The organism is Kouleothrix sp. (assembly GCF_046328425.1).
In the GTDB taxonomy this organism is placed as follows: domain Bacteria; phylum Chloroflexota; class Chloroflexia; order Chloroflexales; family Roseiflexaceae; genus Kouleothrix.
Genome location: NZ_JAXLWP010000003.1, coordinates 138,825 through 158,412 on the forward strand (window position 1 = coordinate 138,825; position 19,588 = coordinate 158,412).

15 protein-coding genes are annotated in these 19,588 nt (G+C 68.1%); 4 read left to right on the top strand and 11 right to left on the bottom strand.

Annotation, left to right across the window (positions count from 1 at the left end; all coding sequences use genetic code 11):
* Positions 1-53: 53 nt before the first annotated feature.
* From U0177_RS00605 to U0177_RS00630, 6 genes are all read right to left on the bottom strand, one after another.
* Positions 54-2,225, bottom strand: coding sequence for a xanthine dehydrogenase family protein molybdopterin-binding subunit (locus U0177_RS00605; protein ID WP_409568635.1), 2,172 nt, complete (start codon positions 2,223-2,225; stop codon positions 54-56).
* A gap of 28 nt (positions 2,226-2,253) precedes the next feature.
* Positions 2,254-3,834 (bottom strand): FAD binding domain-containing protein, encoded by a 1,581-nt coding sequence (locus tag U0177_RS00610; RefSeq protein ID WP_409568636.1) that lies wholly within the window; start codon positions 3,832-3,834, stop codon positions 2,254-2,256.
* Between the two features lie 94 nt (positions 3,835-3,928).
* Positions 3,929-4,687, bottom strand: coding sequence for a GntR family transcriptional regulator (locus U0177_RS00615; protein WP_409568637.1), 759 nt, complete (start codon positions 4,685-4,687; stop codon positions 3,929-3,931).
* Positions 4,688-4,841: 154 nt separating this feature from the next.
* The gene (locus U0177_RS00620) at positions 4,842-6,980 is read right to left on the bottom strand and encodes a sensor histidine kinase (RefSeq protein ID WP_409568638.1); all 2,139 of its coding nucleotides are present in this window, start codon (positions 6,978-6,980) and stop codon (positions 4,842-4,844) included.
* A gap of 436 nt (positions 6,981-7,416) precedes the next feature.
* A complete protein-coding gene (locus tag U0177_RS00625) occupies positions 7,417-8,373 on the bottom strand; it encodes an aldo/keto reductase (protein WP_409568639.1) in 957 nt (318 codons plus the stop codon).
* Between the two features lie 289 nt (positions 8,374-8,662).
* Complete coding sequence (locus tag U0177_RS00630; protein ID WP_409568640.1) at positions 8,663-9,955, bottom strand: alpha-L-fucosidase; 1,293 nt, start codon at positions 9,953-9,955, stop codon at positions 8,663-8,665.
* Between the two features lie 100 nt (positions 9,956-10,055).
* Between U0177_RS00630 and U0177_RS00635 the strand changes: the two genes are divergently transcribed.
* Positions 10,056-10,994: a hypothetical protein gene (locus U0177_RS00635; protein WP_409568641.1), complete on the top strand. Its 939-nt coding sequence runs from the start codon at positions 10,056-10,058 to the stop codon at positions 10,992-10,994.
* A 309-nt stretch (positions 10,995-11,303) separates the two neighbouring features.
* Here U0177_RS00635 and U0177_RS00640 read toward each other — a convergent pair whose 3' ends face one another.
* Entirely contained in the window at positions 11,304-12,779 is a 1,476-nt protein-coding gene (locus U0177_RS00640) for a hypothetical protein (protein WP_409568642.1), read from the bottom strand.
* A gap of 470 nt (positions 12,780-13,249) precedes the next feature.
* Between U0177_RS00640 and U0177_RS00645 the strand changes: the two genes are divergently transcribed.
* Positions 13,250-14,770, top strand: a complete 1,521-nt coding sequence (locus U0177_RS00645; protein WP_409568643.1) for a long-chain-fatty-acid--CoA ligase — start codon at positions 13,250-13,252, stop codon at positions 14,768-14,770.
* Between the two features lie 49 nt (positions 14,771-14,819).
* On the opposite strand, the gene U0177_RS00650 is transcribed toward U0177_RS00645, so the two are convergent.
* Both U0177_RS00650 and U0177_RS00655 read right to left on the bottom strand, forming a co-directional pair.
* Positions 14,820-15,158 (bottom strand): hypothetical protein, encoded by a 339-nt coding sequence (locus U0177_RS00650; protein WP_409568644.1) that lies wholly within the window; start codon positions 15,156-15,158, stop codon positions 14,820-14,822.
* A 93-nt stretch (positions 15,159-15,251) separates the two neighbouring features.
* Entirely contained in the window at positions 15,252-15,524 is a 273-nt protein-coding gene (locus U0177_RS00655) for a helix-turn-helix domain-containing protein (RefSeq protein WP_409568645.1), read from the bottom strand.
* A 253-nt stretch (positions 15,525-15,777) separates the two neighbouring features.
* Here U0177_RS00655 and U0177_RS00660 point away from each other — a divergent pair, with 253 nt between their 5' ends.
* Positions 15,778-16,806 (top strand): HD domain-containing phosphohydrolase, encoded by a 1,029-nt coding sequence (locus U0177_RS00660; RefSeq protein WP_409568646.1) that lies wholly within the window; start codon positions 15,778-15,780, stop codon positions 16,804-16,806.
* Here the strand turns inward: U0177_RS00660 and U0177_RS00665 are convergent.
* Both U0177_RS00665 and folK read right to left on the bottom strand, forming a co-directional pair.
* Positions 16,803-17,765 (bottom strand): alpha/beta fold hydrolase, encoded by a 963-nt coding sequence (locus tag U0177_RS00665; RefSeq protein WP_409568647.1) that lies wholly within the window; start codon positions 17,763-17,765, stop codon positions 16,803-16,805. The two genes, U0177_RS00660 and U0177_RS00665, sit on opposite strands and share 4 nt — an antisense overlap.
* Positions 17,746-18,270, bottom strand: coding sequence for a 2-amino-4-hydroxy-6-hydroxymethyldihydropteridine diphosphokinase (gene folK / locus U0177_RS00670; protein ID WP_409568648.1), 525 nt, complete (start codon positions 18,268-18,270; stop codon positions 17,746-17,748). Before folK ends, U0177_RS00665 begins: the two co-directional genes overlap by 20 nt.
* Positions 18,271-18,614: 344 nt before the next feature.
* Between folK and U0177_RS00675 the strand changes: the two genes are divergently transcribed.
* Positions 18,615-19,556 (top strand): alpha/beta hydrolase, encoded by a 942-nt coding sequence (locus U0177_RS00675; RefSeq protein ID WP_409568649.1) that lies wholly within the window; start codon positions 18,615-18,617, stop codon positions 19,554-19,556.
* The last annotated feature ends 32 nt before the right edge of the window (positions 19,557-19,588 follow it).

The following is a 19,588-nucleotide window of genomic DNA, read 5'->3' on the forward strand; positions in this document are numbered from 1 at the left end:
CAAGTAATCAAACGGAGCTGGTATTATCTGTATAATCCGCGTGATCCCATGGATTAATCTTGCCGGCGATTAGCCTGGATGGCCGCCAGCACGCGCTCGGGCGTCATAGGCTGCTGTGTCACCCAGGCGCCGGTGGCGTCGTGGATGGCAATGGCGATCGCCGGGGCCAGCGGCACCAGCGCCATCTCGCTCATGCCGCGCGCGCCGAACGGCCCGTTGGGGTCGGCCAGCTCGAGGATGATCGGCACCACCTCGGTAGGCATGTCGAGCGCGGTCGGCAGCAGGTAGGTGCTGAAGTGCGGCGTCAGCACCTTGCCGTCCCGCATCTGGAAGTTTTCGAGCAGCGCGTAGCCGAGCGCCTGCGCCAGGCAGCCCTCGATCTGGCCCTCGACCTGCTGGCGGTTGATCGCTTTGCCCACGTCGTGCGCGCTGACGATCCGCAGCACCTGCACCTGCCCGGTGAGCGTGTTGACCTCGACCTCGACGGCCTGGGCGACGTAGCCGTAGCAGTAGTTTGGGCGCCCCGCGCCGGTGGCCGGATCGAGCGCGGTGGTGGCCGGCGGGCGGAACTGCACCGTCGCGACTGCCGGGCGCTCTTCGTCGGCCCATAGCCGCAGCGCGGCCTGTGCCGCGTCGTGCACCGCGCGGCCGGCCATGAGCGTCAGGCGCGAGGCCGAGGCGCTGCCAGCGTCGGGCGCCTCGGAGCTGTCGTCGGTAATCAGGGCGATCTGCTCGGGCGCGATGCCCAGCGCAGCCGCAGCGATCTGGCGCATCGCCAGGTGTGCGCCCTGGCCCACATCGGCCGCGCCCACGCGCACTGTGGCCACCTCGATCGCCGCCTCGCCGCGCAGCTCGACCGTAGCGGTGGCCTGCTCGGGGTAGCCAAACGAGTAGCCGACGTTTTTGATGCCGCAGGCGATGCCTACGCCGCGGCGGAGGTGCGAGCCAGGCGCCGAGAGCGCCGAGCCAGCGCCGAAACGCTTCTGCGCCTCGCTCACCGCCGCCTCCAGGCACTCGCGCACGCTCACGCCGGGCGGCAGCGGCTCTTGGGTCGACTCGATGTCGCCCTCGCGGTACAGGTTTTTGCGGCGCATCTCGACCGGGTCGATGCCAAGCGCGTGGGCCAGCCGCGTCACCATGATCTCGCTGGCGAACTGGGCCTGGGGCGCGCCAAAGCCGCGGAATGCACCGCTCGGCAGATTGTTGGTGTACACCGCGTAGCCATCGACCGAGACATTCGGCACGTGGTAGGCGCCATTCGCGAACAGCGTGGCGACTTTCGTCACCTCCTGGCTGGTCGAGGCATATGCGCCGCCGTCGGCCAGCACCTCGGCGCGCACGGCGGTGATCGTGCCGTCGCGGCGCGCGCCCCACGTGCAGCGCACGCTGATCGGGTGGCGCTTGTGGTGGCCGATCATCGACTCCTCGCGGCTCCACACCAGCGCCACCGGCCGGCGCAGCTTCCAGGCCGCCAGCGCCAGCACGTGCTGGATGGACAGATCCTCGCGCCCGCCAAACGCCCCGCCGATCGCCGCATAGCGCACCACCACCTGCTCCTCGGGCAGCTCGAGCATAGCGGCGATCTGCTTACGATCCTCGTGCAGCCACTGCCCGGCCGTCTCGACAACCAGGCGCCCGGCGTCGTCGACATACGCCACGCCGGCCTCGGGCTGCAGAAACGCATGCTCTTGCCACGAGGTCTGGAACTCTTCCTCGAGCACGACATCTGCCGCAGCGAAGCCCTGCTCGATATCGCCCTTGCGGATCGGCAGGCTGAACAGCACATTGCTGCCGCGCGCCTCGTGCACCAGCGGCGCGCCGGGGGCCAGCGCCGCGCGCGCGTCGACGACGGCCGGCAGATCGGCGTAGCTGACGCTCACCAGCCGCGCCGCCGCAGCGGCGGCGCGCTTGCTCTCGGCCACCACCAGCGCCACCTTGTCGCCAACGAAGCGCACCTTCTCGCCGCACAGCACCGGCTGGTCGTGATCGATCAGGCCGAAGGCATTGAAAGGCACGTCGGCGGCGGTGAGCACGGCCACCACGCCAGGGTGCGCCAGCGCCGCGGCGGTGTCGATGCCCAGGATGCGCGCGTGCGGCCGGCCGGCGAACACCACCTTCAGATGCAGCATGCCCGGGCGTACCAGGTCGCCGGGGTAGCTGGCGGCGCCAGTGACCTTGCCGAGCGCGTCGGGGCGCGGCAGCGACTCGCCGATCGGTGTTGTCATAGTGAACCTCGTGAAGCGAAAACGGTGTTTATTCTGATTTCCGTATGCCGCTTTCCGGCTGCGCTCCTGCCGCGTCCATCACCGCGTCGAGGATCTTGCGGTAGCCGGTGCAGCGGCAGATATTGCCGCTCAGCGCCACCTGAGCCTCGCCCAGCGTCGGGCTGGGGCACTCGCCAAGCAGCTTGGCGCCGGCCATGAGCATGCCGGGAATACAGTAGCCGCACTGCACTGCCGCATTGCGGATGAAGGCGGCCTGGAGCGGGTGCAGCGCGGCGGGCGCAGGGGCGAGCGGCGCGGACGAATTGGCCTCGCCAGCGCCGCTCGTCGCTCGCGATCCGGTGTTTGCCGTATCGGCCAGCCCCTCGACCGTAGTAACAGTGGCGGCGTGGGCCTGGCCGGCGGGCGTGAGGCAGGCCATCACCGCCTGGCCATTCAGCCACACCGTGCAGGCGCCGCACTCGCCCTCGGCGCAGCCCTCCTTGGTGCCGGCCAGCCCGGCATCCTCGCGCAGCGCGTCGAGCAGCGATTTGGTCGGCGCATCGCCCCCCAGAGCATACGCCGCGCCGTTGATCGTCGTGCGGATTGTATCGATCGGCGCGGGCGGGGGCCAAGCATTCGCACTTGCGGGCGCGCCCACGTGGCCCGCGTGCATAGCACGATCCGCGGCGTCGGTGTCAAGCAGCACAGGCCGCTCGGGCCAGCCCTCGCGCTCGCGGCCGGCGGCGAGCCGGCGCAGGCCATCGGCCACCAGGCTGGCGAGGGTAGCGCTGCGATACGCCGCCGAGCCGCGCACATCGTCGATCGGCCGCACGTCGGCGGCGGCAAGCCGCCCAGCCTCGGCGCACGTGTCGGCGTCGAGCACTCTGCCGCGCAGAAACGCCTCGGCCGTAGGCGCGCGCACCACCGTCGGCGCAACGCAGCCCAGCGCCACCACGGCGTCTTCGATCAAAAGAGGCCCGCTCTGCGAGGCAGCAGCGCGGCTCGCCTCAGCCGGCTCCCCAGCGAATGTCAGCACGATCGCCAGGTCGATCACCGAGATCGCCTGGGCGCGGCGCAGCCCAAGCTTGGTGAACAGGCCGCGCTGGTTGGCGCGCAGCGCCGGCACGCGGATCTCGCGCACCAGCTCGTCGGGGCGCAGCGCCGTCTGGCGGAAGCCGGCGTAGAACTGGCCAAGCGGCAGCACACGCTCGCCAGAGGCGCTAGCCAGCACCAGCTCGGCGCCAAGCGCCAGCAATGGCGTGATCGTGTCGTTGGCCGGCGACGCGGTGACGAGGTTGCCCGCCACCGTGGCGCGCGTGCGGATCTGCGGCGCGCCGACCTCCCAGCAGGCCTGGGCCAGCGGCAGCGCGGCGCGTACGCACTCCGCGCTGGCGATCACGTCGTTGTGCGTCGCCAGCGCGCCAATGCGAATGACATCGCCCTCGCGCCGCAGATACTTCAGCTCGGCCAGCCGAGTGATGTCGATCAGCGTGCCGGCCGGGCGCACGCCGCGCGACAGCTCGACCAGCACGTCGGTGCCGCCAGCCACGATCCGGGCCGCGCCGGCGTGCCGCGCCAGCAGATCCAGCGCCGCGTCGAGTGTGCCGGGCTGAAAGTAGGTCTGCCACATATCAGGCCTCCTTGTTGGCCGTTGGGTCAGCTGCAAGAAGAGTGCAAGGGCTATGCCTCTCGCGCATCCTCTTCTCTGGCGGGTCGCGGCCGCCTCAGCGCCGTACGCGCTCGCGCACCAGCTCGAAGGTCATAAAGCTGTTCGGGAAATACTCGTACGAGTGCCAGATCGGCGCCTCGTCGGCGGTGAAGCCAACTTCTTCGATAAACAGCAGCGGCGTATCGGGCGCCAGCGCAAGCTCGGGGAAGCGGCACTCGCGCGCGCGCGCGGCGCGGATCTTGGCGAGCTGGTGCTGGGTGCGCCGGCCACAGCGCCGCTCGAGCATATCGAACAGCGGCTCGATCAGCTGCGGCTCGCGCAGCGCCTCGGCGGCCAGCGGCTCGCCGAGCACGTGCTCGGGCACGGTGTTTACGCAAAAGATCACCGGCTCGCCGTCGGCCGTGAAGACCTTGCACGAGCGCAGCGCGCGCTGGCCTGGCAGCAGCGCCAGCGCGGCGGCCACCGCCGGCTCGGGCGGCGCCAGCTCGACCTGCACAAAGCGCACGCCCGGCGCGCAGCCGCCGCGCGCGATCATGTAGCTAAAGTCCTCGGCCTCGTTGAGCGGGTTGGCCAGCCGCGGGATCTGGCTCACAAATGTGCCGACGCCATGCCGCCGCAGCACCATACCGCGCTCGGCCAGCACGCCAATCGCGCTGCGGATCGTCGCGCGGCTGACGTTGAACTCGGCCGCGAGCATATGCTCGGGCGGCAGCTGGGCCGCGCGCGCGTACACGCCGCTGTTGATGCGCTCAAGCAAGATCGCCACAGTCTGCTCGACCAGCGACGCGCCGCGGACAGGTGTGCGGAGTGCCATAGGTGGCCCTTGTAGCGCAAAGCGCCGCCCCGTGCAGCGGCGCGCCCGAGATCGATGTGGTGGTTCGTAGGCGGCGAGTGATCAGATGGCAGCCATCTGACGTTGGCAACTATACACGAGCGTAGCGGCGCTTGTCAAGGGGGGAGTAGCGGCGCTAGGCAGCCGCATCGGGCAGCGGCAGCCAGGCGCACAGGCGCGTGCCGCCTTGCGCGGCCGGCTCGATCAGGCAGGTGCCGCCCAGCTCGGCGGCGCGCTCGCGCATCGACGCCAGGCCCACTCCGGCGCGCGCGTCGGAGGGGATGCCAACACCATCGTCGGCCACCTCCAGGCACAGCGCCTGCGGCGCGTCGGCGCCTACCAGCGCCAGGCTCACCCGGCAGCTGCGCGCCTGGGCGTGGCGCGTCACATTCGTCAGCGCCTCGAGCGCGATCCGGTAGGCCGCCACCTCGACGGCGGCGGGCAGCGCCGGCAGCCGCTCAGGCGCATCGATCGTAATCTGCGGGGCGTCGGGCGCGTGGTAGCGCGCGGCCTGATCGCGGATCGCCGCCACCAGGCCAAGCTCGTCGAGCGCGGGCGGGCGCAGCGCATACACCAGCCGGCGGATGTCGGCCAGCGTGGCGCTCACGCTGCCCTTGAGGTCGCCCAGCAGGCTCACGGCCCGGTCGGGCTGGCGCGGCACCAGGTTGCGCGCGGCCTCGAGCTGGTATATCAGGCCAGAGAGCGCCGGCCCCACGCCGTCGTGCAGGTCGCGGCGGATGCGGCGGCGCTCCTCTTCGCGCGCGGCCACCAGCCGCGCGCGCGCGTGCTGCAGATCGGCGCTGGTGGCCTGCAGATCGCGGGTGAGCCGCACCGCGTGCGCCGCCGCTCCGGCCTGCTGGGCCAGCACCGCCAGCAGCCGCCGGTCGGCCGGGTCTAGCGGCTCGCCGGGCATGCGCGGCGCCAGCAGCAGCTGGCCGATCGTCTCGCCCTGGTGGAGCAGCGGCAGCCGCTGCAGCTCGGCCTGGGGCGCGCCATACTCGGCGGCAATCTGCCAGACATCCGCGTGCCTGAGCAGGATCGCGGCGTACGGCCGCCGCAGCGCCACCGCCACGGTTTCCGCCAGCGTGGGCAGCACCGCCTCGGGCGCGAGCGCGGCCTCGAGGCGCCGGCCAAGCCGCGCCACCACCGCGTACGGGTCGTCGCGCTCGCCGTAGAGCAGCCGGTTCACGCCGCGCTGCACGCGCTCGCGCAGCGGCTGAAACAGCACCGCCACCACGCCGGTAGCCAGCAGCGAGATCAGCAGGTTGCCTTCGGCGCGCAGAACCGTGCCCAGGTAGCCAACAATCAGCACGTAGCCGCCCACCACGCCGGCCGTCAGCGCGCCGTACACCAGCGTCCTGCCGATCAGCTGGTCGATATCCCACAGCCGCCGCCGCAGGATCGCCGCGCCGAGCGAGATCGGGATGAGCAGAAAGCCGGCGTAGATCAGGCCGTTGTACAGCATTTTCCCGCCCACGCCGTGCAGCGCGCCAGGGTTGATCACCTCGGCATACAGCACAATCAGCGCGTTCCAGCACAGCCCGCCCAGGATGCCAAACAGCGCCCAGCGCGTCTGCTCGCGCTCGGCATCGCTCGAAACAGAGCGGTAGCGGTAGATCTGCACGGCGATCACCCAGGCGACCAGGCTGGAGAAAAACGGCAGGCGCAGGCGCTCGAGCAGCTGGCTGAGCGGCGCGGCGCCGTCGTACTCGGGCAGCAGCACCATCACAGTGTACAGCGACATCCAGGCCAGGCCTAGGCGCATCCACGGCCGCGGAAAGCGCCCGTTGGGAAACACAAACAGAAAGGTGAAGAAGGCCAGCCCGCCCAGCGCCGCGCCTATCGAGAGCGCGTGCGCCAGCGCCGGTTGCTCGGCCCAGAGCGTGTTCGGGGTGCTGGGGAACGTGGCACTCCAGATCAGCAGCGCGAACGCGGTGAACTGCGCCACCCGGTCGCCAGGTCGGCGCAGGACGATCAGCGTCGCCAGGGCGACGTGCACCACAAAGAACACGATGTACAGCCCCACCTGGTAGGCGGCGTACAGGCTCGGCGAGTAGCCGCGCGCGCGCAGCCCGGCGATCTCGCCGGCCGTGAGGTAGAAGGTGTCGTTCCAGCAGGCGGGGCCAGCGCAGGGCAGCAGCAGCTCGGCGTACAGGTAGCGCTGCCCAAACGCGAACAGCGCGGCCATGGCGGCGCACAGCGCCAGCCAGCCCATGCGGGCCAGCAGCCAGCGGCGGTCGTGGGGCGGGGCGGGGGTGGGGGCATCGAAGAGCATGCGGCGTACCTCGGCGGCTGGCATTGGTGTGAGCGTGGCGGCATTGTAGCATGGTGCCCGCCCAACGCGCCTGCAACCTTCGGCCGATCAATCCTGCGCCTAACGTCCGATGCCCGCGCTGACGCGCCCCATTTGTGCGAAGGAATGCCGTCGCAGGTTGACGCCCGGTGGAGCATGCCTCAGGGCGCGAAATGGCGCGCCGGTGCGCCCTGAGAAGCTGTTTGAAAAGGGTGGTTTGGAGGGACTTCGTCCCTCCAAGTATCCACTTGTTCTGCGGGTGGCGGCCACGAATGTGGCCGCCGCCCGCGGGGGGGCGCCGCGCCCCCCCCCCCCCCCCCCCCGCACCCCCTTTTCAAACAGGCTCTGAGGCATGGCCGCACGGCCTGAAACGCGCTACGGCATCATGTCAGCCGCGAGCATGGGCCGCGCGCTCGCCCTACCCGAAGCGGTGCGCCTCGGGGTCGTTCTGCTCGAAGCCCTGCGCGTCGAGCAGCGGCCACAGCGCGTCGGGGATGGGCTGCTGGGCCAGCTCGACGGTCTGCGCCACGCGCTCGGGGCGGGTCATGCCCACGATCGTCGAGGTGACGCGCGGGTCGCGCAGCGAGAACTGCAGCGCGGCGGCGGCCAGCGACACGCCATGCTGCTGGCACAGCGCCTGCATGCGCCGGGCGCGATCGAGCGTGGTCGCGTCGGCGCCCTGGTAGGCGTAGCGCGGGTAGGCGTCGGGGCCTTTCGCCAGCATGCCGCTGCCGTAGGGCGCGGCGTTCAGCACCACCACCCCGCGCCGCGCCGCCGTCGCCAGCAGCGGCTCGGCCGAGCGGTTCAGCAGCGTGTAGCGGTTGTGCGTGATCACCGAGCCAAACGCGCCGGTCTCAACATAGCGGATCATCAGGTCGATCGGGCCGCCGGCCACGCCGATCTGGTCGATCAGGCCCTCGCGCTGGGCCTGCTGCAGCACCTCGAGCGGGCCGCCCGGCGCCATCACCTGCTCAAAGGTAGTGTGCTCGGGGTCGTGCAGAAACACCAGCTGCAGCCGCTCGAGGCCCAGCAGCCGCAGGCTGCGCTCGAGCGAGCGGCGCATCTGCGGGCCGCTAAAGTCGCCGCTGCGCGCGTCGCGATCGACTTTCGAGCCCAGCACAAAGCCCTGCGGCAGGCCGCCCAGCTCGCGCAGCGCCAGCCCGATCCGCCGCTCGCTCTCGCCGTCGCCGTACGAGGCCGCCGTGTCGAGGTAGTTGATCGGGCCGGCGAACGCCGCGCGCAGCGTCGCCAGCGCCTGCTCCTCGCTCACGCCGTAGCCAAACGTGTCGGGCATGCTCGCCAGCGGCGCGCAGCCCACGCACAGCGGCGTGACGCTGAAGCCGGCGCCGCCAAATCGCCGTGGTGCAAGATCCATATGATGCTTCTCCTACTCACACGACTTACGTCGTATTACTGACACAAGTTACGCGGTGTCCTCCCGCGTGGGAGGCATGGAGGGCGCAAGCCCTCCAAAATCACTCTTTTTGGCTGGTGGCGGCCACGGCGGTGGCCGCCACCAGCCAAAAAGGAAGTTTTCGGGGGCAGCTTTGCCGCCCCCAAACCCCCACCGCTGTGCTGAGATTGTGGCGCTTTGCGCCACAATCTCAGCACCATTTTGCCGAAGGCAAAAACGCGCACCGCGTACGTCGTACTACCGACAGGATTTACGGATTCAAAAAGAGCTCGATCACCGGCACTACCACATCCGGCTTCACGACCGGCAGCTCCAGCGTCAGCGTGTTGGCGCTTGTCGCGGCGATGCTCCACTCGTCGTGGCGGCCCGGCTCGAGCAGCCGGATCTCGCTGGCGTCGTTCAGCAGCTGGGCGTAGGCCACCTTGCCCGCGAAGCCCTCCAGGTGCAGGTGGCGGAACGGCCAGCTGAAGATATGCAGGTACAGCCGGCTGCCGCGCTGCGTGAAGCGGCAGTCGGGCGGCGCGGCATACTGGCTCTGGGTGCAGCCGTAGATCGCCCGGCTGTGTAGCCGCATCCACTCGGCGTACGCCGCCAGCGCGCCGCGCGCCCGCTCGTCGAGCGTGCCGCGCGCGGTTGGCCCGGCGTTCATCAGCAGGTTGCCGCCGCAGGCCACGCTGTTCACCAGCATCTGGATCAGCTGCTCGGGGCTTTTCCAGCTGGCCTCGTCGCGGTGGTAGCCCCACGAACCGCTGAAGGTCTGGCAGGTCTCCCACACCACCGGCTGGCCGTTCACGCGCAGCCACTCGCGCGGCTGGAACTGCTCGGGGGTGTGGATATCGGCCTGGTCGGCCGGCAGATCGAGCCGGTTATCGACGATAATGCCAGGCTGCAGCTCGCGTGCCAGCGCCAGCAGCCGCTCGCTCTGCCAGTCGGCGCGACCTTTGCCGGGCAGGCCGCGGTAGGCGCGCTCGGGGTACGAGAAGTCGAACCAGATGATGTCGATCGGGCCGTATCCGGTGAGCAGCTCGCGCACCTGCTGGCGCATATACTCGGCGTAGATGCCGATGTCGCGGCCCTGGTTCAGCTCGGCCGCGTCGGGCCGGTCGCGCAGCGGATGGTAGATGTCGATCGGGAAGTGCGGGTGGTGCCAGTCGATCAGCGAGTAGTACAGGCCTACGCGCAGGCCGGCCGCGCGAAACGCCTCGGCGAACGGGCGCAGCAGGTCGCGGCCGCAGGGCGTGTTCGGCGCCTTATAGCCGGTCGCCTGGCTGTCCCACAGGCAGAAGCCCTCGTGATGCTTGGCGGTGAGCACCACATACTTCATGCCGGCGGCGCGCGCCGCCGCAGCCCACTCGTGCGGGTCGTACAGGTCGGGGTCGAAGTGCTCGAAGTAGCGCTGGTAGCGCGCGCCGTCGATCAGCTCGCGGCTTTGCACCCACTCGTGGCGGGCCGGCAGGGCGTACAGCCCCCAGTGTACGAACATGCCGAAGCGGTCGTGGGTGAACCAGGCGGTGTCGCCTGCGGTTGTGGCTGGCGTTGGCATCGTTGCTCCTCTCGTGCGGCCGGTGCATCGCGCCCGAGCATACCGCCGCGCGCGGCGCGTGTCAAACGGGGGGCTGGCGCGCGCATGCTATACTACGGCTATGCCCGATCAAACCACCATCGACGAATACCTCGGCCTGCTGCGCTCGCACCGGCGCACGCTGCACCAGCTGCTGAAGCAGGAGGCGCTGAGCGGCGAGGCGTTTGTGCCGCCGGCGGTGGCCAATGGCATCGAAGACGCGCGCGCCGAGATCGCCCGCGTCAAGGCGGCGCTGCGCGGCTGGGGGGTGGCCGTCGACGACGAGCCGGCCGATACGCCTACCCCGGCATCGCCGGCGGCGCGCGCGCTGCGATTGCCCGCGGCTGCCTGGCTGGCGCTGGGCGCCGCGATCATGCTGCTGCTGATCGGCGCGCTGGCGCTGGCGCGCCAGCCTGCGGCTGCCACCCAGCCCACGCCCGCCGCTATTCCCACTAACGCGCCAACCGCGATTCCCACGCCAGCGCCCACTGCGGCGCCAACCGCCCTTCCCACGCCCGCGCCCACTGCGGTGCCCACACTCGAGCCGACCGCCGTGCCAGCGCCGGTGTTTGTGCTGCGCTACCCGTTCAACGTCGCGGCGCTCGAGCTGGTGGAGCTTGTGCCCGAGCCAGGCGTCGCCACCTCCCAGCCGTTCACCGACACGCTGCGCGTCACCGCAGTCGGGCTAGGCGAGCTCACAGACACCGGCAAGCCGGCCTGGAACATTCGCTTCACCTTCACCAACACGCGCGATCAGCCGGTGGTGCTCGATCTCGACGGGCGCTTCTTCGCGCTGGTCGACGACCAAGGCCGCGCGGCCGAGCAGGCCTACTTCTGCTGCGCCGCCAAAGGCGTGGTGCTTGGCGCCGGCCAGTCGCGCGATCTGCAGCTGTTCTTCCGCTCGCCCGACGGCTGGTTCGGCAAAGGCATCTCGGCGCGCACGATCACGATTCAAGTCAGCGGCCTCTTGCCGATCGCGCGCGCGGCGTGGCGCTTCCCGGCCCCGGCCACCGCCAACTAGCCATTCGGTTATGGTTATGGCTTACGCAGTTGCGCTGTTCGGCATCACAATGCGGCAGCGCGGAAAACCGCACACTAAGAAGTTGTTTGAAAAGGGTGGTTTGGAGGGACTTCGTCCCTCCAAGTATCCACTTGTTCTGGCGGGTGGCGGCCACGAATGTGGCCGCCACCCGCCAGAAGGGTGCGAGGCATAGCCCCTCGCGCACCCCCTTTTCAAACAGGCTCTAAGTTCTAATCTCAACACAGCAGCGGAGGCGGCAATGCCGCCTCCGCTGCTTTCTATGCGCACTTTTTCTGGCGAACCACGGCGCTAGTTCGTGCTCCAGGGCACAAACACGTGGCGCGACGAGCCCGCCGGCGTGATCGTGGGGATGGGCGTCGCCGGGACGCTAGTGGCGGTTGGCGTCGCTGTGCCGGGCGTCGCGGTCGGGCCGCCGCCGGCCAGGTCGATGTAGTTGTGGAAGTAGTAGTCGGCGGCCGGCGTATCGACGCTCGACTCATTGTCGTGGCTGGCCAGCACCACAATGCCGCTGGCCGCGCTCACGTTCTGCTTCGTGCTGCTCACGTTATTGACCGCGTAGCCCGGCTTGCTGATCAGCGTGCGCGAAGTATTGGCGCCAGTGGTGAACTTGATGTTGTCCATGCTGGTGCTCTTATAGTAGATGCTGCCGCCGCCCTCGGTTGAGGTGATCACATACAGCATGCGGTGGCTGGTGTCGATCATCAGCAGCGGCCGCGTCTGGCCTTCCTCGCGGATGCTCTCGGTGTACCAGTTCCAGGTGTAGCCGCCGGTGGCATTCTTTTTGGCCACCAGCAAGATCAGCTGCGGCGTGCCGGCGGTATTGAACGAGGTCTTCACCATCGCGTACACGTTGCCGGCCGCGTCGGCCTGCAGCGATTTGAGGTTCAGGTGGTCGTCGGCGGCGTTGGGCTGCCGAAAGATCGGCGCGCTGGTCCAGAGCGTGTCGGCCTGGCCGTCGATGTGGTACGCGAAGTAGAAGGCGGTGTCGCTCGATCCCGAGAACTGCCCGGCGCTCTCGTTATTCCACAGAATGCCAATCTTGCCGTCGAATGCCACCAGCGTCGAGATATCGTCGGGCGAAAGGCTGGTCCACCGGCTATCCGGCGTCGGCACCACCATGGCGGCGGCCGGGTCCCAGTCGGCGTCCGAGGTGCGGCTGTGGTTGACATACACCTTGCTATTCTGGGTGTAGGTGATCCACAGCACGCCAAACGAGTCCTTGCCGAGCACCAGGGTTTCGGCGCCGCCATTGCGGATCAGCACCGGCCCGATATCCTTGGTGTACTGCTTGGTCGTGGCGTTATAGCTGAAGCGATACAGCCAGCCCGGCTGCACCGCAGTGGTGCCGTTGCCGTTGATGTCGAAGCCGCCGCCCGAGGCGACATACAGGTACTTGCCGTCCCACAGGCAGTCGGCCTTGGTCTGGGCGCGCGTGTCGAGCACGGTGCCGGTATCAACCCATTTCTGGGTAGCGAAGTTGAGCCAGTAGATATGGTAGTTGCCGGCGGCGGCGTTGAAGATGCTGCCCCACCAGCGGCCATCGTTGAACCACAGCTTGCTCTGCGGCTTCTCGCCGCTGGGCGTCTGTACCAGCGAGCTGCTGGTCGAGGCGGGGTTGTAGAAGTACGGTAGGTTATCGTCGAAGTAGCCATATGGCGCCGGCGCGGCGCTTGTCACCCGCACTGCCGGGCTGCCCTGCATCACCTGAGCGACAAATAAAGCACAAAACACCAGCGCCGATACAATCAAGACGCGCAAACGCATGCACAACTCCTTCTCATGGGGCTTTTCACAATTTGGCTCTCTGGCGTTCCACGGCGAGGCGGCCCGACAGGCCGCCTCGCCGTGAACCATGGCTGCTTACTATGTGTCAGGAGCTTAGGCCATGGGCATTTTTAAAATCCGCCCCACACACACATGGCTGGTACACTCTGTTACGTGATACCAAACACCTTTCTTGGGCTTTAGTATAGCGATCGACCCCGGCGATTTCAAATGACATCTTCGTCAGTTCGCCAGCCGCGCCACTGCCGTGCGCCGCCCACACACCAGCGCTTCACCCCATACCGGAGCCTTGCACGCGGTTGCAGCTCGCCGCGCGCCGATGGCGGTTCGATTAAACGTTTGTTAATAGCGCACGGCGCATTGACATCGCCAGGCGCGTCCCCTATAATTTTCGCACTCCCCTGCAACAATCAGCGTTGATCACATCCGCAGCCGAAAGGAGCCATTCGATGTTGAATCTGGCAATGCTCTTGGAACAGAGCGCGCGCCGCACCCCCGCCAAGGTCGCCCTGATCCTCGACGACATCAAGCTGCGCTATGCCGAGCTCAATGGCGTGGCCAACAAGATCGCCAATGGCCTGGTGGGCCTCGGCGTCAAGCCAGGCGACAAGGTGGCGCTGATGCTGCCGAATACGCCGCACTTCGTGATGTGCTACTACGCGATCCTCAAGGCCGGCGCCGTGGTCGTGCCGCTGAATGTGCTGTTCAAGCGCCACGAGGTCGAGTATCACCTCGACGACAGCGACTCGGTTGCGCTGATTGTCTGGGAGGGGTTTCTTGGCGAGGCCGCCGAAGGCTTCGCAAAGGCCAGCCGCTGCCGCAACCTGCTGGTGGCCCAGATGCCCGGCAGCACTGCCCAGCTGCCCGAGGGCGCGCTGCCGCTGACGGCGCTCATGGCCGATACGCCGCCCACCTTCGACACAGTGCAGACGATGCCCGACGATACGGCGGTGATCCTCTACACCAGCGGCACTACCGGCCGGCCCAAGGGCGCCGAGCTGTCGCACTTCAATATGTTCTTTAACGCCTATATCGGCGCCGAAAAAGTGCTGCGCACCGGCCCCGACGAGGTCGGCCTGGCGGTGCTGCCGCTGTTCCACTCGTTCGGGCAGACATGCGTGATGAACGCGCTGCTCTATAGCGGCGGCACGATCTCGCTGCTGCCGCGCTTCGAGCCGCAGAAGGCGCTCGAGGTGATGGTGCGCGATAAAGTCAGCTACTTCGCCGGCGTGCCGACGATGTACTTCTACCTGCTGAACTTCCCCGACGCCGCCAGCTACGACCTGTCGTCGCTCAAGCGCTGCTGCTCGGGCGGCGCGGCTATGCCCGTCGAGGTAATGCACGCCTTCAACCAGAAGTACAATGTCACCATCCTCGAGGGCTACGGCCTCTCGGAAACCTCGCCGGTGGCATCGTTTAACCAGCTTGACCAGGAGCCCAAGCCTGGCTCGATCGGCGTGCCGATCTGGGGCGTCGAGATGCGCTGCATCGACTCCGAAGGCCGCACCGTGCCAACCGGCGAGCTTGGCGAGATCGTGATCCGCGGCCATAACGTGATGAAGGGCTACTACAAGCGCCCCGACGCTAACGCCGAGGCCATCCGCGGCGGCTGGTTCTACACCGGCGACGTGGCCTACCAGGACGCCGATGGCTATTTCTTCATCAAGGATCGCGTCAAGGATCTGATCATCCGCGGCGGCTTTAATGTCTACCCGCGCGAGATCGAAGAGGTGCTCTACGCCCACCCCGCCGTCGCCGAGGCCGCGGTCATCAGCGTGCCCGACACCGCGCTGGGCGAGGAGATCAAGGCCGTGGTGGCCTTCAAGCCCGGCCAGAGCGCCACTGAGCAGGCGATCATCGACTACTGCAAAGAGCGCCTGGCGGCCTATAAGTACCCGCGCTCGGTCGAGATCCGCGATACGCTGCCCAAGACTGCGACCGGCAAGATCCTCAAGCGCGAGCTGAAGTAGGCCGCGCGGCACCCCGGAGCGCCGGCATCGCCATTCCTGCCGCCCGCCGTCACGCTGCTGCGCCGCCATTGCCTGGCGGCGCGCGGCGCGGGCGCGCCGGGATGCCATACCGCCGGCGCTTGTTCGCGATTGTGCCCGGCGATACGCCGAACATCGCCGCCAGCGCCGCGATCGACCGCCGCTCGTCGAGGTAGGCGCGGCGCAGCGCGGCTTCGTCGAGCGCCACCGCCGCGTAGCGCGCCGGCCGCAGCAGTACGCCGCAGGCGCGCAGATGGTTGGCGATCGTCGTGGGGCTGCAGCCGTAGCGCCGCCCCAGCGCGAGCGTGCTCTGGCCGGCGAGGTAGGCCGCGCCAAGATCAGCACAGGGAAGAGCGAGCCGTTGCGCCATGGGATTTATCCTTTTCCGTGTAGAATCGGTGTAAAGAAGAGCGCCGCGCGCGCTCTTACAATGCCGTCATTCTAACACGAAATCGGATAAACGTCAATCGGGCTGGGCGTCGGGCGGGGCGGCGTCGGCGTCCACCGTGTACTTGAAATCGACGCGCTCGGCGATCATGCTCAGCGTCTTCTGGGTCGAGCGGTGCGGCGTGTGCAGGTTGGTCTCCCACTCGCTGATCGTCTGCTGGCGCACTTCAAGCTCGTCGGCCATCTCGCGCTGCGTCAGGTTCATATGCTCGCGCAGCGCACGAATGGCATCGCCCGTCCATACATATTGCACCCGCCGCAGCTTGGTTTTGGCTATTTTCTGGCTCATACTGCCCCCTGGCCCGCGGTCGCAGGCCCATCCAAATATATATTGGAATACGTAAACTTGTTCATCAAACAGCGCCGATTTGACAACCGCGCGCTACTATAGTATATAGCCACTGTCATTTATCAGCCAATCGCTGTTCATCAACTCTTCATTCCAGTAGCCTATACTCAGGCCAAGTCGCCAATCAGACAGTGCTACGCCGCATTCTATTGCTTCATTCCACACATGCGGGCCGGCAGTGAGGATCTGCGTGATGTGGATACCAACGACGCACAATAGTGAAGCCGGGATGACCTACTCGCTCGCACAGCCACGTCAGCACGACACCGAGCCGCCCGGCTACATTATGGTGATCGACGATAACCGCGAGGCCGGCGCTGCGCTGGCGGCGCTGCTCGAGCTCTCGAGCCACACTGTCGATTATGTCACCGATGGCCTCACCGCGCTCGATGCGATCAAGCGCCACCAGCCCGATCTGATCATCCTCGATGTGCAGCTGCCCGGCATGGATGGCTACGCTATCTGCGATGTGCTCAAGCACGGCCCGGCCACCTGGCAGATCCCGATCATTATGGTCACGGTCGAAGGCCAGCGCGCGGCGCGCCTGCAAGGATTCGCCGCCGGCGCCGACGCGTATCTGCAAAAGCCCGTCGACATGCAAGAGCTGGATGTGCGCATCCGCTCGCTCTTGCGCAGCAAGCGCCGCACCGACCAGCTCGAGCAGGCCGAGGCGGTGATCTTCGCGCTGGCGCGCACCGTCGAGGCGAAAGACGCCTATACCGAAGGCCACCTGCAGCGCCTCGCGCTCTACTCGGTGGCGATCGGCGAGCGCCTGGGCCTCGGCGCCGACGACCTCAATGCTCTGCGCTTTGGCGCGCTGCTCCACGATGTCGGCAAGGTTGGCGTCGACGAGCTGATTATCCGCAAGGGCGGCCCGCTGACGCCGGCCGAGTACCGGCTGATGCAGCAGCATACCTTGATCGGCGAGCGGATTGTGCAGCCGCTGCGCATGGCCGCCGCCGTCGGCCCGATTGTGCGCCACCACCACGAGCGCTGGGACGGCCGCGGCTACCCCGATGGCCTATCGCGCGATAGTATCCCGCTCGGCGCGCGGATCGTCGCCGTCGCCGACGCCTTCGACGCCATGACCACGACGCGGCCCTACAATCGCGTGCTCAGCCTGGCCGAGGCGGCCGAGCGGCTGCGCAATGGCGCCGGCATTTTCTGGGATCCGGCCGTCGTCGCCACGTTCCTCGAGTGGCTCAGCACCGCCGAGGGCTAGGCGCGCTGCGCCTGCTGAAGATCGCGCTGCGCGGCCAGCCGGGCCGCGAACATGCGTAGAAAGTGCAGCACTGCCACTGGCCGCTCGCGCTGCGGCAGGTGCCCGCAGCGCCGCAGCAGCATGGCCGGCGCCTCCGGCAGGTTTTCGCGGAAAAACTCAAGCGAGCCGCGCGGCAGAAAGCGGTCGTTCATGCCCCAGATCAGCCCGGCCGGCACCGGCAGGTTGCGCAGCTCGGCCGGGTGCAGCAGCTCTTTGGCCGGGTCCGCGTCCATCATATTCGCCACAAACTCGCGCACCACCCGCCGCTGAAACAGCTCCTGCAGGCTGTGCTGCCCAACATACAGCATCGGCGCCGGGATGCCGCCAAACATCTGCCGAAATACCAGCCGCGCCGTCTTCATGTCCGGGATGCCGATTGTCTCGCCGAAGGGCACCCACGAGTCGCGCCCCTGCAGCGGCGCACCGCCTGCGTCGACGAGCACAAGCCCGCGCAGCAGCGACGGCGCCGACCAGGCGAGCTTCACGGCTAGCCAGCCGCCCATCGAGTTGCCAACCACCAGCGCGGGCTGGCCGATCTCGCGGCGCAGAAACGTGTCGAGCACGCCGCACATCTCGTCGAGCGTCAGGTAGGCGCGCCCGGCCGGCAGCCCCGAGAAGCCGTAGCCCGGCAGGTCGACCGCGTACACCGGGTATTTGCGCGCCAGCGCCGCGTGGATGAACGACCACGTCAGCGCGTTGTCGGCGATCCCGTGGATCAGCAGCAGCGGAAAGGTGCCGGGCGCCGGCTGCGCGGGCGCCTTGTAGTAGTAGTTGATTGGAATACCGTCGATGCGCGTTTCACGCTGCGCGACGCCATTGTACACCAGCCGTCGCCGCGCCAGGCCGTTGATCAGCGGCAGGGTCGCGCGCGACATCGGCGCGCCGAGCGCGAGCACGCGCTCAATCCCTGTTATCAGCATCGTTCAGCCCCCCTTTGCGGCGAATAATGTCGCCCTGGCCGCGCACCGCCTGGGCCAACACGGCCACCGGCACATCCCAGCCGGGCGGCACCAGATCCGCCGCGATCTCGGCCAGCGGCACCAGCACGAACGGCCGCTCGGCCATGCGCGGATGCGGGATCGTCAGCGCGTCGCTCGCAAGCACGGTGTCGCCGTAGAGCAGGATGTCCAGGTCGATCGCACGCGGCCCAAAGCGTGCGCCGGGCTGGCGCCCGAGCTCGGCTTCGATCCGCTTCAGCCGGGCCAGCAGCGCCTGCGGGCCGAGCCCGGTGCGCACGCGCGCCACCGCGTTGAGAAAACGCGGCTGGTCGAGCACATACGCCGGCTCGGTTTCATACAGCGACGACACCTGCTCGACCACAATCTCGGGCGCAAGCCGGCCGAGCGCCGCCGCAATAGCCGCATGCCGGTCGCCCAGGTTGGCGCCAAGCGCCAGGTACACGCTGGTTGTGCCGCCTGGTGTCATACGAGATAGTACGACACCAAGCAATCGTTACTTGGTGCCGCAGGGTCATAACTAGGAGTTACGCACTTGCGTGTTTCGGCTGCCTCACGGTACGGAATTGAGCCTGCGGCAGCATGGTACTTTTTGATCATTGTGTGTCCATTTTCCGCGCTCCGCGCGGAAAATGGACACGATATGGAGATAGAGTACCGCTCTGCCGAAGGCTGAGGGCGCCAACTGCGTAAGTGCTAATAACATAAGAATACCGATAGTATAGCATACCTCGCCGCCAGCCAGATCTCGCTGCCTTTCTACTGCCCTGGCGCATTCTAAAGCCGCGAACCAACATGTGCTACAATAGGCCCATGCAACCGAAACACCGCAACCCCCAGCTCGCAATCTCGCCTCGCCGCCTGGCCGGCCTTGCCGGCGCTGCGGCACTCGGTGCGGCAGGCGTGCTCGTGGGCGCTGCCGCATATGCTACCGCGCGCATCCACCTGCGCCAGCCCGACACATTTATGTCGAGCTATACTTTCTCGCCGTTCGAGACGCGGGTCGAGAGCTACGAAGAGGTCAGCTTTCGCGCCGACGACGGCGTGCGGCTGAGCGGCTGGTGGCTGCCACGCCCCGGCGCGCGCCGCGTGGTAGTGGGGCTGGCCGGCCACCGCAGCGCTAAATCCGATCTGCTGGGCATCGGCAGCGGGCTGTGGCGCGCCGGCAACAACGTGCTGCTATTCGATTGGCGCTCGCGCGGCGAGAGCGAGGTGGCTCAGCACTCGCTGGCGTACTACGAGCTGCGCGACGCCGAGGCGGCGCTCAGCTACGCGCTCGAACGGCTGCCCGGCGCGCGGCTCGGGCTGGTGGGCTACTCGATGGGCGCGTCGGTGGCGATTCTGCTGGCCGCGCGCGAGCCGCGCGTCGCCGCGGTGGTGGCCGATAGCCCGTTCACCGGCGTTGCCGAGGTGGTCGCGCATGGCGCAGCCCAGAAGCGCCTGCCGGCCGGCCTGGTGGTGCCGCTGGCCGACGCGCTCACGCGCTGGCGCTATGGCTACCGCTTCGGCGCGGTGCGGCCGATCGACGCGGTGGCGGCGATCAGCCCGCGCCCGCTGCTGCTGATCCACGGCAGCGCCGACAGCCTTATCCCGGTGTCGCACGCGCACGCGCTGTATGCCGCCGCGCGCGAGCCGAAAGCGCGCTGGATTCTCGAGGGCGCCGAGCACTGCGGGGCCTACTTTGCCAACCGCGCCGGCTATATCGAGCGCGTGGCAGGTTTTTTCGCGCAGCACCTCGAGCCGCCTGCGCGGTGAGCGCTGCGCGCCGTGTGGCATGTTCGCTGCGT